Source organism: Streptomyces yunnanensis, from assembly GCF_029011865.1.
Classification (GTDB): Bacteria; Actinomycetota; Actinomycetes; order Streptomycetales; family Streptomycetaceae; genus Streptomyces; species Streptomyces yunnanensis.
In genome coordinates, this window is the sequence record NZ_CP095749.1 from 4,411,462 (window position 1) to 4,424,216 (window position 12,755).

Below are 12,755 nucleotides of genomic sequence, written 5' to 3' on the forward strand. Positions count from 1 at the left end.
GCCACTGACACTCCATGCGGCGCGGGCCCTTTCCCTCCGCTACGGGCGAACACCCACACATCCCGGGATGCCCCGTGCTCCCCTCCGCAATATACGGAATGCAACTCTCCATGTACGCAACGTAACCTTCCGTGATGCCGGGAGTTGCACCGGACATGGCCTGCGCGCTTCCGCGACCCCGCCCCCCGCTCTCCACCGTCCGCCGGTGGTACGAGGAGGAGCTCGGCTGGCCGTCCACCGGCACGGATCCGGTGGAACTCCTCACCGGCCTGCGCTTCGACGTCCTGGAGATGCCCGCCGACGCGGGACGCGCCGTTCTGCAGCGGATGCCGCGCACGGGTCCGGTCGCCCTGTTGCGGCCCGGACCGGGCGAAAAGAGTGCGGCGGATCGACCGAAATTGCTCCTGCTCATCGCGGCCGGTGGCGCGGAGGAGCTCCCGGAAATCCTGGAATGGCTGGAGTGGGGCACGCTCGCGGCGGATCTCACCGCACGTGGGGCCGGGGGGCGGATGCCCGCACCGGCGCCCCCCTCAGGGGGCCGGGCGCCGGACGGCTGCGGCGCGCGGGAGGCCGCGGGGTGGGTGCGGCCTCCCCGGCCTGGGTACGAGGTGGAGAATTCTCTGCCCACCACGGGGATCGGGGCAGGAATCGGGGACGTTGGGGGCGCCCCCGACCTCGTACGGCTCGTGAGCGCGGCGGCAACGGAGTGCCACCGGGCCCGGTTGGTACGTGCTCGTAACGGCCAATCTGATCGCGCGTACGGCGATCAGCCGTTGGCCTTCTCGAATGCCTCGCGAATGTCGGCGGGGACACGGCCACGGTCATTCACGTTGTAGCCGTTCTCCTTCGCCCACGCACGGATCTTCGCGGTGTCCGGGGAGCCCGCGGAAGCCGCACGGGCCTTCCCGCGGCCAGCGGAACGGCCACCGGTCTTGCGGCCGGCCTTCACGAACTCGGCCAGCCCCTCGCGCAGCTTGTCCGCGTTGGCGTCGGAGAGGTCGATCTCGTAGGACTTGCCGTCGAGAGCGAACGTCACGGTCTCGTTGGCCTCGCCACCGTCGAGGTCGTCGACAAGAAGAACCTGAACCTTCTGTGCCACCAGGATTCCCTTTCATCGAATGTGGATTACGACGGAAAGCAAACCGCTTTTCCGGGAAAAACACAAACCCTTGGGTAGGGTTCACTTGCCCACAGAGCGGGGAACGCATGCTTCCGTAGCCATGAGATAGGGGAGCGATTCGGACATAGAACGCTGATCACAGGTGCAGAAGCATGCGGCTGTTGCCCAGGGTGTTGGGCTTCACTCGTTCGAGACCGAGGAACTCGGCAACGCCCTCGTCATAGGAACGCAGCAGTTCGCTGTAGACATCCCCGTCTACGGGAGTCTCGCCGATCTCCACGAAGCCGTGGTTGGCGAAGAAGTCGACTTCGAAGGTGAGACAGAAAATTCGCCGCACTCCCAGCCACCGCGCGGTGGCCAGCAGCTTGTCCAGGACCTGGTGGCCGACTCCGGTTCCCCGTTGCGTCCGGTCCACCGCCAGGGTGCGGACCTCGGCCAGGTCTTCCCACATGACGTGCAGTGCTCCGCAACCGACGACCTCGGCGTCTTCGTCCCGCTCGGCCACCCAGAACTCCTGGATGTCCTCGTAAAGCGTGACGGTCGCTTTGTCGAGCAGGATCCCGTCGCGCGCGTAGGCGTCGATGAGGCGGCGGACGGCCGGTACATCGCTGGTCCGGGCACGGCGGACGGTGAGCCCTTTTGAATGCGCTGGCATGCCCGGACGCTATCGCCCCTTGCCGCCGGCCTCCGCTCCGGGTTCATCTCCTTCGCCGGCCGGCGCTTCATCCGCGGCTTGCGGCTGTTCTTCCCGGGCCTGTTCCCCGGCGCCTTCGCGGGCCGTCGCCTGTTCTTGCTCTGCTTCGGGTCGATCGTCGACCTGCACCATCCGCACGGCATCGCGGAGGGCTTGCCGCTGTTCCTGCGACATCATGCCGAAGAAGGCCACTAGTGCGGCGGCGGGGTTGTCACTGGCGGACCATGCTTCGTTCATGAGTGCGGCCGAGTAGGCGGCGCGAGTGGAGACCGCCTCATATCGATAGGCGCGGCCTTCGGCTTCGCGGCGCACCCAGCCCTTCTGATGGAGGTTGTCCAATACGGTCATGACCGTGGTGTAGGCGATCGACCGTTCCTTCTGGAGATCCTCCAGAACTTCTCGAACAGTGACCGGGCGGTTCCACTCCCAGACCCGCGTCATCACCGCGTCTTCCAGATCACCCAAGCGTCTCGGCACACAAGAAGAATAGTGGGAGATGTCGCGAATGCCGGTTGATCTCGTTGCGTTTGGTCCGGAAAAAGGAAGTACGGCCCGGGACGGTCAATCCCGAGCCGTACTGAGCGGGCGGCCCGCCGGAAATGGCGGCAGTTCAGGTGCGGAACGCCTTGGGCTCCTGCCCGGCGGCCTCGGCACGGGCGAACGCCTCGTCGACGGCCGCGTCCTCCTTCGACTTGTTCTGCCCACCCTGGCTCTTGATCATCGTGACGATCAGGCAGGTGAAGGCGACTGCCATCACTACGGGCGGGAGCAGCGCGGCGACGTAATCCATGGCATGGGCCTCCTTCAAGGCGTAAGCCCGCGACAGTACCCAGCCAGAGTACGCAGCGCTCAGGCGGTGCGGGTCTCCGGGGGCGGAACAGGCTTCCGACGGGGCGGAAACACCTCACCGGGAGTGGGGATCGGCCGGTCGGGCCGCGGCGCCTTGGGGTGCGGGGCGGGCTTGGGCGGTTCCCGGCGGGGCTCCGGTCGCGGCTCCTGTTGGGGATCCCGACCGGGGTCAGCGCCGGAGTCCGGGCCGGGGTCCGCCACGCTCCGGGGCGCCGCGGCGGAGGGGCGCGGACGGCCGCCGGTGCGACCACCGGAGAGGGCGTCCGGGGAGGCGCTCGAACGCCCGCCCGGCAGCGCGCGCAGGCGGACCCGGACGGTGTGCTCGGCCAGCCGCTCGCAGTGCCGCAGCAGTGCGGTGCGGCGCTTCCGCTCGGCCTCGGCGGCGGGCCGGGCGAGCAGCGAGCGCAGCGCGGCGAGGTCGTCGGGGCCGGGGACATGGCCGGCCGCCAGCGCCTCCTTGAGCCGCGTGAGATAGCCGGCGGCGGCACCGGGCAGGGCTTCGCGGTAGCGGGCGAGGTCGGCCAGCAGGAAGGCGCGCAGGCGGGCGCCCTCGCGGACCGCCTCGTCCACCGCCTCGGCCAGCCGGAGGTATTCCTGGACGTCCTGCGACCGGTCCGCACCGAGGGCGCCCAGGGGCGCGGCGGGAGAGGTCGTCTGGAGGGCATGGGCGAGGGCGCGACGGAGTACACGCAACTCATCGGCGCCGAAGGCCATGCCGCCGCGGGATCCGTATGGCATTGGCATGGGGCGACTTTACGACCAATTCGGAAAAAAGCCGCTTAATTCGCTGCGGTGGCGCGGCAGCGGGGCGCGCGTCACACGGGCGCCCCAGTAGGGAACCGGCCGCGCCCCTCCGCCGCCCCGGTTACAGCCGCCCGACGTTGCGCTCGTATACCAGCCGCAGGCCGATCAGGGTCAGCCAGGGCTCGTGCTCGTCGATCACCGAGGACTCGCCGAGCACCATCGGCGCCAGCCCGCCGGTGGCGATCACCGTCACGTCGTCCGGGTCGTCCGCCAGCTCCCGGGCCATCCGCTGCACCACGCCGTCCACCTGGCCGGCGAAGCCGTAGAGGATGCCGGACTGCATCGCCTCGACGGTGTTCTTCCCGATGACGCTGCGCGGCCGGGCCAGCTCGATCTTGCGGAGCTGGGCGCCCTTGACGCCGAGCGCGTCCACGGAGATCTCGATACCCGGGGCGATCACGCCGCCCACGTATTCCCCGCGGGCGCTCACCGCGTCGAACGTGGTCGCGGTGCCGAAGTCGACGACGACGGCGGGGCCGCCGTACAGCTCGACGGCCGCCAGGGCGTTGATGATCCGGTCGGCGCCGACCTCCTTGGGGTTGTCCATGAGGATCGGCACGCCCGTCTTGACGCCCGGTTCCACCAGGACCGCCGGGACGTCCCCGTAATAGCGACGGGTCACCTCGCGCAGCTCGTGGAGCACCGAGGGGACCGTGGAGCAGATGGAGATGCCCTCGATGTTGTCGCCCAGGTCTTCCCCGAGCAGCGGGTGCATGCCCATCAGGCCCTGGAGGAGCACCGCCAGTTCGTCGGCGGTGCGGCGGGCGTCGGTCGAGATCCGCCAGTGCTCGACGATCTCGTCACCGTCGAACAGGCCCAACACGGTGTGGGTGTTGCCCACGTCGATGGTCAGCAGCATGGCGATCAGAGGCTCTCGTCGTCGCTCTCGCGCAGGTCCAGGCCGATGTCGAGGACCCGGGCGGAGTGGGTGAGCGCGCCCACGGCCAGGTAGTCGATGCCGGTCTCCGCGTACGAGCGGGCGTTGTCGACGGTGAGTCGGCCCGAGGACTCCAGGATCGCGCGGCCGGCGACCAGTTCCACGGCCTCCCGGGTCTGCTCGGGCGTGAAGTTGTCCAGCAGGATCAGGTCGGCGCCCTCGGCGAGGATCGGCGGGATCTGGTCGAGCCGGTCGACCTCCACCTCGATCGGCACTCCGGGGAACTCGCGCCGCACGGCCGTGAACGCCTCCGCGACGCCGCCCGCCGCCACGACGTGGTTGTCCTTGATGAGCGCCGCGTCGGACAGCGACATCCGGTGGTTGACGCCACCGCCGCAGCGCACCGCGTACTTCTCCAGGGCGCGCAGGCCCGGCGTCGTCTTACGGGTGTCGCGGACCTTGGCCTCGGTGCCTTCGAGGACGTCCGCCCAGGCGCGGGTCAGGGTGGCGATCCCGGACAGCCGGCCCAGGAGGTTCAGCGCGCTGCGCTCGGCGGTGAGCAGGTCGCGGGTGCGGGTGGTGACGGACAGCAGCTTCTGTCCGGCCTCGACCCGCTCGCCGTCCTCCACGTGCCGCTCGACCGCGAACTCGTCGGTGCAGACGACGGAGAGCACCGCCTCGGCGATCCGCAGACCGGCGACCGTGCCGGGCTCCCGGGCCGTGAAGTCCCCGGTGGCGAAGGCGTCTTCGGGGACGGTGGCCACGGTGGTGACGTCCACGCCCTGGTCGAGGTCCTCCTCGATGGCCATGTGCGCGATGTCCTCGACCTGGACGGGGTCGAGGCCGGCGGCCACCAGGAGCGCGGCCAGGTCCGGGTCGAGCCCGCAGGTCAGCGGGTCCAGCTCGTAGGCGTCGCCGTCACCGGCGCACCCACAGGCGTCGCCACAGCCTCCCCCGCCTTCGGGGACGGCGCCGGGTCGGCCGATCTGCAGGAGGGGGAGGTCGGGGGTGCTGCTCACGGGGTGGGCTCCGTATCGGGAAGAGGGGCGGGCTGAGGGGCGGGGCCGACGGTCGGCGGGAAGCCGGCGGTCTGTGTGGTGTGGACGCTCAGGGTGCGGTCGGCACCGAGGGTGATGCGGAAGTGCCGGCGCCAGGAGGCATCGTCGCGGTCCGGGTGGTCCTCCCGCCAATGGCAGCCGCGGGTCTCCTCGCGCTGCCGCGCGGCGGCGACCAGGACCCGGGCGACACACAGCAGGTTGGTGGCCTCCCAGGCTTCCACACCGGGCTCGGGGGCCTTGACAGATGCGGGAGTGGGGTCCGACGCCGCCTCGACGGCCTCCTGGTGGAGGCGGTCGAGGTCCTCGGCGGCCCGGGCCAGGCTGGCCGCGCTGCGCAGCACACCGGCCCCGGCGGTCATGATCCGCTGGACGGCGACGTGCGCCTCGGGTTGGAGGAGGGGCAGCGGGGCGCGGGTCTCCACCGGGGCGGAGGCCGGGACCGCCGGCCCGTCGGCGGCGATGTCCGCGGCGATCCGCTCCGCGAACACCAGGCCCTCCAGAAGGGAGTTGGAGGCCAGCCGGTTGGCGCCGTGCACACCGGTGCAGGCCACCTCGCCGCACGCGTACAGGCCGGGGACGGTGGTCCGGCCGGACAGGTCGGTACGGACGCCGCCGGAGGCGTAGTGGGCGGCCGGGGCGACCGGGATCGGCTCGGTGACCGGGTCGATGCCGTGCGCGCGGCAAGCGGCCAGGATGGTCGGGAAACGACGCTCCCACATCTCGGCGCCGAAGTGGCGGGCGTCCAGGTACATGTGCTCGACGCCCTGCTCCAGGGACCGGCGCAGGATCGCCTTGGCCACGATGTCGCGCGGGGCCAGCTCGGCGAGTTCGTGCTGTCCGACCATGAAACGGGTGCCGTCCGCGTCGACCAGGTGGGCGCCCTCGCCGCGCACGGCCTCGGAGATCAGCGGCTGTTGGCCCTCCGCCTCCGGTCCCAGATAGAGCACGGTCGGGTGGAACTGGACGAATTCGAGGTCCGAGACCTCGGCGCCGGCGCGCAGTGCCAGGGCCACCCCGTCGCCGGTGGAGACGGCCGGGTTGGTGGTCGCGGAGAACACCTGGCCCATGCCCCCGGTGGCGAGCACCACCGCCGGCGCGTGTACGGCACCGACACCGTCGTGCTGGCCCTCCCCCATGACGTGCAGGGTGACGCCGGCCGTCCGGCCCTCGGCGTCCGTGAGGAGGTCCAGGACCAGCGCGTTCTCGATGGTGCGCAGTCCCGCGGAGCGAACCGCGGCGACCAGTGCGCGGGAGATCTCCGCGCCGGTGGCGTCGCCGCCGGCGTGCGCGATCCGGTTGCGGTGGTGGCCGCCCTCCCTGGTGAGCGCGATCTCGTCGCTCCCGTGGGCGGTGTCGAAGCGGGCGCCCGCCGCGATCAGCCGGTGGACGGCGTCCGGGCCCTCGGTCACCAGGGCCCGCACGGCCTCCTCGTCGCACAGGCCGGCGCCCGCGACGAGGGTGTCGGCCAGGTGCTGCTCGGGGGTGTCGCCGTCCCCCAGGGCCGCGGCTATCCCGCCCTGCGCCCAACGGGTGGAGCCGTCGTCGAGGCGGGCCTTGGTGACGACGACGGTCCGGCGGCCGGCGGCGGCGCAGCGCAGCGCGGCGGTCAGCCCGGCGACGCCGGAGCCCACGACGACGACGTCCGCCGTGATGGACCACCCCGGGGCGGGGGCGGTGAGTCGTATGCCGGTGGGTCCGGTGGCGGTTCCGGTAGCGGTCATCGGTTCGCTCCGAGGGGGCCTTGGGGTGGGGTGGACTTCCTGCTCTTGCGGGTGGTTCCGGAGACCGGCGCGGGCGCGGACTTCCCCTGGGGGCCGCCGTGCCGTCCCTGGGCGGCGGCCGGATACGGGGCAGCGCCCGCGGTGAACACGAGCCGGATGTTGTCGATGAGCCGGGTGGTGCCCACCTTGGCGGCCACCGCGAGGATCGCCTCGCCCTCGTAGTCGTCCGGGACCTCGGTGAAGTCGCGCGGGTCGATCAGGGCCAGGTAGTCCAGGTGGAGCGGCGGGTCCAGGTGGGCCGCGTCCTCCAGCACCGCGCCGGCGGCCGCGCGGGCCACCGACGGGCCGTGCGGCGGGCCCGAGGCGGCGTAGGCGACGGCGTGCGCGTCGGCGGCCGCCCGGTCCTCCCCGAGGGCGGCCAGCGCCGCGGAACGGTCCTGCACGGGGTGCCCGGCGGAGGCGGCGCGGGCGCGCAGCGCCTCTTCGGCGGTGAGCCGGTCGCGGGCCGCGAAGAGCGCCGCGGACAGCGCGAGCGCGGTGCGCCGCTCCGGGCCGGACAGATAGCGGTTGCGGCTGGAACGGGCCAGCCCGTCGGCCTCCCGGACCGTCGGGACGCCGACGACCTCGACGGGGAAATTCAGGTCGGCGGCCATCCGTCTGATCACGGCGAGCTGCTGGGCGTCCTTCTCCCCGAAGAACGCCAGGTCCGGCGCGGTCAGATGGAGCAGCTTGGCGACGACGGTGAGCACCCCGTCGAAGTGCCCGGGGCGGCTGGCGCCCTCCAGGACGGTACCCATGGGGCCGGCGGACACGCGGACCTGCGGTTCCCCGCCCGGGTAGACCTCGTCGACCGACGGCGCGAAGACGGCGTCCGCGCCCGCCCGGGTGGCCAGCAGCACGTCCTCGTCCAGGGTCCGCGGGTAGCGGTCCAAGTCCTCGCCCGCCCCGAACTGCAGCGGATTGACGAACACCGTGACGACGACCTGGCCCTGCGGCCCGACCCGCTCCCTGGCGGCCCGGACCAGGGCGGCGTGCCCCTCGTGCAGCGCCCCCATGGTCATGACGACGGCCCGTACACCGCTGCGGCGCGGCAGCGCGCGCAGGGCCGCGGCGGTGCGCACGAGCTGGGGTTCCGGCGCCGTGCGAGCGGCGTCCGGAGTCGGGCTGACGGGCGAGGAGGTCATGCGTCGCCTCCGTGGGGGCCGAGGTCGGGGGATGCGGAATCGGGCGAGTCGGGCCGGGTGGGCCGGGGGCCGGCGGACTCCGGGCCAGCGGATTCCGAGCGGGTGGGACCGGAGGCGGGATCGGTGTCCACGGACCGGTCGGGGTGATCGGCGCCCGTGGACCCCTCGGACCCCTCGGCCCCCTCAGCGCCCTCAGCGCCCTCAGCGCCCTCGGGACGGTCGCGATCACGATCCCGTTCGTCCTCGGCCTCGCCCTCGGGTTCGGGTGCGCCCTCGGTCCCGGACGGCGGGTCGGTGGGCGCCTGCCCTCCGGAGGATGCGGCCGGACCGGCGGCGCCGCCGTCGGGAGCCGGGCCCGCGAGCACGTCCAGCAGCTCCGCCGCCAGCTCCGGCTTGAGCAGACCGTGCGTCAGCGCCCGGTCGGCCGTCGTACGGGCCATGGCCAGATAGCCGGCGACGGCCTGCGGGGCGTGCTTGCGCAGCTCCGCCACATGGGCCGCGACGGTCCCCGCGTCGCCCCGGGCGACCGGGCCCGTCAGGGCGGCGTCACCGGAGCGCAGCGCATTGTCCAGAGCCGCGCCGAGCAACGGGCCGAGCATCCGGTCCGGGGCCCGCACACCGGCCTTCGTCAGCAGCTCCATGGCCTGCGCCACCAGCGTGACCAGGTAGTTCGCGCCGATGGCGAGCGCCGCGTGATACAGCGGACGGGCGGATTCCGCGATCCACTCGGGCTCTCCGCCCATCTCGATGACCAGTGCCTCGGCGGCCATCCGGAGTTCCTCGGGCGCGGTGACCCCGAAGGCGCAGCCGGCCAGCCGCTGCACGTCCACGGACGTGCCGGTGAACGTCATGGCCGGGTGCAGCGCCAGAGGCAGCGCGCCGGCCCGGGTCGCCGGCTCCAGCACCGCCGTGCCGAAGCGCCCGGAGGTGTGCACCAGCAGCTGGCCCGGCCGTACGGCGCCGGTCTCGGCGAGGCCGTGCACCAGGTCCGCCAGGGCGTCGTCGGGGACGGTCAGCAGCACGAGGTCCGCACGGGCGAGCACCTCGGCCGGGGGGACCAGCGGGACGCCGGGCAGCAGGTCGGCGGCGCGCCGCACCGAGGCGTCGGAGACCCCCGAGACGGCCACCGGGCGATGCCCCGCGAGCTGTAGCGACGCGGCGAGCGCCGGCCCGACGCGGCCTGCCCCGACGACTCCGACGGTGAGCCGGGCGGGCCGGTCCTGGGCCTCGATGGAGGGATGTGGGTTCACGTGGAGACGGCCTTCCGTTCCAGTCCGCGAGGGGTACCGGACGATTCGTCGCCATGCTACGCGAGTGCCTCCCACCGCCCGGAGAGTTGTGCGGAGGGTGAGACGAGGGTCTCCGAGCAGAAACGGAACATCTCACTCCGCCCTGTTCGGGGAGTTATCCACAGGGCTCGCCGCGCCGGCGGAGCCCGCGCGATGATCGATACGACACCACGCACGGACGGCGCGGGACGAAGCAGAGGTGGGGGACATGATCGAGGGCGGAAAGCACCCGGCGGACGGCGGGAAGCACACCTGCGGGGATGGTGCGGTGGAGGAGACGGTGGTCGCCGCGGCCGACGACCGGGAGCGGCGGTTCGCCGCCTACCGCGGCTCGGTGCGGAGGCTGTCCGGCGCCCGCCCGCCGGAGACGATCGCCGAGCGGCTGGCCCGTCTGACGGCCGACGCCCCCGGCGTCTACGGCCTCGACGACCGGACGGACCGCTACGGCAACGACGACGGCATCGTCGGGGAGTTGGAGCGTCGGACGGCCGACGCGCTGGGCACCGGGGCCGCCGTGTTCTTCCCGACGGGCACGATGGCGCAGCAGGTGGCGCTGCGCTGCTGGGCGGGCCGCACGGGCAGTACGACGGTCGCCGGTCACCCGCTGTCCCACCTGGAGGTGCATGAGCGCGACGCGTACGCGGTGGTCAGCGGGCTGCGCATGGTGCATCCGACGGGCGCCCCGCGCCTGCCGACCGCCGGCGAGATCTACGACCTCCAGGAACCCTTCGGCACCCTCGCCCTCGAACTCCCGCTGCGGGACGCCGGATACGTCCTGCCCAGCTGGGAGGAGCTGACGTCGGCGGTCGCCGCGGCGCGGGACCTGGACGCGGTGGTGCACTTCGACGGCGCCCGGCTGTGGCAGTGCGCACCGCACTTCGGCAGGGAGCTCCCGGAGATCGCCGCCCTCGCGGACAGCGTCTACGTCTCGTTCTACAAATCGCTGGGCGGGATAGCGGGCGCCGCCCTGGCCGGCACCGAGGAGTTCGTCGAGGAGGCCCGGGCCTGGCGGCACCGCTACGGCGGTCAGCTCTTCCAGCAGTGGCCGACCGCTCTCGCCGCACTGGTCGGGTTGGAGCAGGAGCTTCCGCGGCTGCCGCAGTACGTGGCCCAGGCCAAGGTCGTCGCCCGGGCGTTGCGGGAGGGTCTGGCGGAGGCCGGTGTGCCCTGGTTCCGGATCCACCCCGAGGAGCCGCACACCCATGAGTTCCAGGTATGGCTGCCGCATCCACCGGAGGTTCTGAACGAGGCGGGCATCCGTCAGGCGGAGGCGACCCGGACGACGCTGTTCGGCAGGTGGTTCGAGCCGGCCTCGGCCGGACCGCCGGGCGTGGCGATGACGGAGGTGACGGTCGCCTCCCCCGCGCTGGAGTGGACGGCGGAGGAGATACGCACGGCGGTGGGCGACTTCGTCCGGCGCATCGACGGCTGACGACGGCCGGCGCGGCCCTCCGGGCGCCCCGGCGACGCATGTCGCGCGGACCTCGGCGAGGACCACCGCGAAGCCCACCACGAGCTCCCGGCAGGGCCGTTCGTGCTCGTGCGGGTCGTGTCCGGGTGTTTGCTGCGCGGGCGGTTCGCGCTCGTGCCGTTGCCGCCGGGGCGGTTCATGCCCGGGCCGTTCCCGCGCGGTGCCTGCCGTCGTGCTCGGCGGGGAGCCGTCCGGCGACGGGCCGGGCCGGTCCGGCAGGGCGGCCGTCCAGCGGGCGCGGGCCGTGGGCCAGCAGTGCCGCGGTGGCGCGTGCCAGCCGTCCGCCGCGCCCCCACCAGCGCTCGGCGGGTTCGCCGACGACGGCCCGGAAGCGGCGCCACTGCCGGACCTCCCGGACGGTGCGGGCGGTTTCCGCGTACGGTGCGGGCGGGGCGGCCTCGCCTCGCTGGGCGGCGCGGTAGCTGTCGAGGAGATGCTGCTGCATGGCGTTCATGTCCCTCACTGTGGGACGGCCGAGCGGCCTCTGGCGCGTCGATTGACGAGAGCCGTCAATCGACGACACCGCAGGTCACGGCCTCGCGCATGATAGGTCCATGGCCAACGTCATCGACATCACCGGGCTGCCGCCGGAGCGCGTCGTCTTCACGCCCTCCCCGCTGGCCGAGCTGAGTGCGGCGCTGCACGCGCTGTCCGAGCCGGGCCACCATCCAGGGCTGCACGGCTGGGTCACCGCGACCAACGCCGGGCTGAAGACCGACCTGGCGGACCGGCTGTGCGAGGCGGACTTCCTGTGGCGGTCCTCCCGCTCCGACATCCTGCTGCCCGCCCACCCCAAGGCGACGCTGCGGGAGGAGCTGGACGCGCTGGACACGATCGACGACGAGCGGTTCGTGGCCGCCTTCTTCGAGATCAACTGCTCGGCCAGGTACACGCTTCCCACGCCGTCGCCCCTGGTCGACGCCGGTGAACGGGCGCGCGTACGGGAGATGGCGGCGGCCCGCGGCCCGCGGCAGGCGGCGTTCACGGACCGGATGCTGACCGACCCCGACGGGCTTCGGGTGTGGCTGCGCCGCCTGTTCGAGGACTGCGAGGACGCCTTCTTCGGGGACATCTGGCGGCGGGTGGGCATCCAACTCGCCGCCGACGCCCGGCACAAGACCGAGTTGCTGCGGCGCAAGGGCCTGGCCGAGACGCTGGCCGCGACCTCGCGGGCGTTGACGCTCGACGAGGCGCAGGACGGCAGCGGCACCACCCGGATCCTGGTCGACAAGCTGGCCAGCGGACGCACGACGGCGTTCGCCGACCCCGCCGATCCCGGGCTCACCCTGCTCCCGACCTCGTTCGGCTGGCCGCACCTGCTGTTCAGCCACGCGCCCGGCTGGCGTCCGGTGCTCCAATACCCGGTCGCCAGCCCGGAGTTGCCCGCACCGGCCACGCTGGAGCTCGTCCAGCAACGGCTGGAGGCGCTCGGCCATCCGATGCGGATGCAGCTGTGCCGCACCCTGTCGCGGGGGCCGCACACGACGGGGGAGCTGGCGACGGCGTTCGGCATCACGCCGCCGGAGGTGTCGCGGCACATCGCGGTGCTGAAGAAGGCGGGGCTGCTGCAGACCCGGCGCCGCGGGCGCTATGTGCTGCACCAGCTGGACCTCCAGGTGGTGGCCCGGCTGGGCAGCGACTTCCTTGAGGGCGTGCTGCGCTGAGGGGCGGCGGTCCCGGCGCGGGCC

The 12,755-nt window shown here is 72.9% G+C and carries 14 protein-coding genes; 3 read left to right on the top strand and 11 right to left on the bottom strand.

The annotated features are described in order from the left end of the window. Positions 1–155: 155 nt before the first annotated feature. Entirely contained in the window at positions 156–836 is a 681-nt protein-coding gene (locus MOV08_RS18910; RefSeq protein WP_078875810.1) for an SCO3374 family protein, read from the top strand. Here MOV08_RS18910 and MOV08_RS18915 read toward each other — a convergent pair. The 10 genes from MOV08_RS18915 to MOV08_RS18960 all read right to left on the bottom strand — a co-directional run bounded on the left by MOV08_RS18915 (position 767) and on the right by MOV08_RS18960 (position 9,557). Next, the gene (locus MOV08_RS18915; protein WP_039634116.1) at positions 767–1,099 is read right to left on the bottom strand and encodes a histone-like nucleoid-structuring protein Lsr2; all 333 of its coding nucleotides are present in this window, start codon (positions 1,097–1,099) and stop codon (positions 767–769) included. The two genes, MOV08_RS18910 and MOV08_RS18915, sit on opposite strands and share 70 nt — an antisense overlap. A 157-nt stretch (positions 1,100–1,256) precedes the next feature. After that, on the bottom strand, positions 1,257–1,775 hold the full coding sequence (locus tag MOV08_RS18920; protein ID WP_039634118.1) for an amino-acid N-acetyltransferase: 519 nt from the start codon (positions 1,773–1,775) through the stop codon (positions 1,257–1,259). 9 nt (positions 1,776–1,784) lie between these two features. Further along, entirely contained in the window at positions 1,785–2,255 is a 471-nt protein-coding gene (locus MOV08_RS18925; RefSeq protein WP_239010366.1) for a BlaI/MecI/CopY family transcriptional regulator, read from the bottom strand. A 169-nt stretch (positions 2,256–2,424) separates the two neighbouring features. Then, on the bottom strand, positions 2,425–2,604 hold the full coding sequence (locus MOV08_RS18930) for a hypothetical protein (RefSeq protein ID WP_039634122.1): 180 nt from the start codon (positions 2,602–2,604) through the stop codon (positions 2,425–2,427). A gap of 59 nt (positions 2,605–2,663) precedes the next feature. Next, positions 2,664–3,407, bottom strand: a complete 744-nt coding sequence (locus MOV08_RS18935) for a hypothetical protein (protein ID WP_239010083.1) — start codon at positions 3,405–3,407, stop codon at positions 2,664–2,666. Positions 3,408–3,528: 121 nt separating this feature from the next. Further along, complete coding sequence (locus tag MOV08_RS18940) at positions 3,529–4,326, bottom strand: type III pantothenate kinase (protein WP_039634126.1); 798 nt, start codon at positions 4,324–4,326, stop codon at positions 3,529–3,531. 5 nt (positions 4,327–4,331) lie between these two features. Then, positions 4,332–5,363 carry a carboxylating nicotinate-nucleotide diphosphorylase gene (gene nadC, locus MOV08_RS18945; RefSeq protein ID WP_039634128.1) on the bottom strand — a complete coding sequence of 344 codons (1,032 nt, stop codon included), beginning with the start codon at positions 5,361–5,363 and terminating at the stop codon, positions 4,332–4,334. After that, positions 5,360–7,123: an L-aspartate oxidase gene (locus tag MOV08_RS18950; protein ID WP_275308226.1), complete on the bottom strand. Its 1,764-nt coding sequence runs from the start codon at positions 7,121–7,123 to the stop codon at positions 5,360–5,362. The genes nadC and MOV08_RS18950 overlap by 4 nt, the downstream gene beginning before the upstream one ends. Further along, positions 7,120–8,307, bottom strand: coding sequence for a pantoate--beta-alanine ligase (panC, locus tag MOV08_RS18955; RefSeq protein WP_275308227.1), 1,188 nt, complete (start codon positions 8,305–8,307; stop codon positions 7,120–7,122). Before panC ends, MOV08_RS18950 begins: the two co-directional genes overlap by 4 nt. Next, positions 8,304–9,557: a Rossmann-like and DUF2520 domain-containing protein gene (locus MOV08_RS18960; protein WP_275308228.1), complete on the bottom strand. Its 1,254-nt coding sequence runs from the start codon at positions 9,555–9,557 to the stop codon at positions 8,304–8,306. Before MOV08_RS18960 ends, panC begins: the two co-directional genes overlap by 4 nt. 247 nt (positions 9,558–9,804) lie before the next feature. Here MOV08_RS18960 and MOV08_RS18965 point away from each other — a divergent pair, with 247 nt between their 5' ends. Next, complete coding sequence (locus MOV08_RS18965) at positions 9,805–11,028, top strand: threonine aldolase family protein (RefSeq protein ID WP_275308229.1); 1,224 nt, start codon at positions 9,805–9,807, stop codon at positions 11,026–11,028. 175 nt (positions 11,029–11,203) lie between these two features. On the opposite strand, the gene MOV08_RS18970 is transcribed toward MOV08_RS18965, so the two are convergent. Then, a complete protein-coding gene (locus tag MOV08_RS18970; RefSeq protein ID WP_275308230.1) occupies positions 11,204–11,521 on the bottom strand; it encodes a hypothetical protein in 318 nt (105 codons plus the stop codon). Between the two features lie 100 nt (positions 11,522–11,621). Between MOV08_RS18970 and MOV08_RS18975 the strand changes: the two genes are divergently transcribed. Then, positions 11,622–12,731, top strand: coding sequence for a DUF5937 family protein (locus MOV08_RS18975; RefSeq protein ID WP_039634134.1), 1,110 nt, complete (start codon positions 11,622–11,624; stop codon positions 12,729–12,731). Positions 12,732–12,755: the final 24 nt, after the last annotated feature.

Coding starts and splice junctions, on each gene's coding strand:
- MOV08_RS18975 (WP_039634134.1), top strand. CDS start 11,622: ATGGCCAACGTCATCGACATCACCGGGCTGCCGCCGGAGCGCGTCGTC.
- MOV08_RS18930 (WP_039634122.1), bottom strand. CDS start 2,604: ATGGATTACGTCGCCGCGCTGCTCCCGCCCGTAGTGATGGCAGTCGCC.
- MOV08_RS18920 (WP_039634118.1), bottom strand. CDS start 1,775: ATGCCAGCGCATTCAAAAGGGCTCACCGTCCGCCGTGCCCGGACCAGC.
- MOV08_RS18935 (WP_239010083.1), bottom strand. CDS start 3,407: ATGCCAATGCCATACGGATCCCGCGGCGGCATGGCCTTCGGCGCCGAT.
- MOV08_RS18925 (WP_239010366.1), bottom strand. CDS start 2,255: ATGACGCGGGTCTGGGAGTGGAACCGCCCGGTCACTGTTCGAGAAGTT.
- MOV08_RS18910 (WP_078875810.1), top strand. CDS start 156: ATGGCCTGCGCGCTTCCGCGACCCCGCCCCCCGCTCTCCACCGTCCGC.
- MOV08_RS18950 (WP_275308226.1), bottom strand. CDS start 7,123: ATGACCGCTACCGGAACCGCCACCGGACCCACCGGCATACGACTCACC.
- MOV08_RS18965 (WP_275308229.1), top strand. CDS start 9,805: ATGATCGAGGGCGGAAAGCACCCGGCGGACGGCGGGAAGCACACCTGC.
- MOV08_RS18940 (WP_039634126.1), bottom strand. CDS start 4,326: ATGCTGCTGACCATCGACGTGGGCAACACCCACACCGTGTTGGGCCTG.
- MOV08_RS18970 (WP_275308230.1), bottom strand. CDS start 11,521: ATGAACGCCATGCAGCAGCATCTCCTCGACAGCTACCGCGCCGCCCAG.
- panC (WP_275308227.1), bottom strand. CDS start 8,307: ATGACCTCCTCGCCCGTCAGCCCGACTCCGGACGCCGCTCGCACGGCG.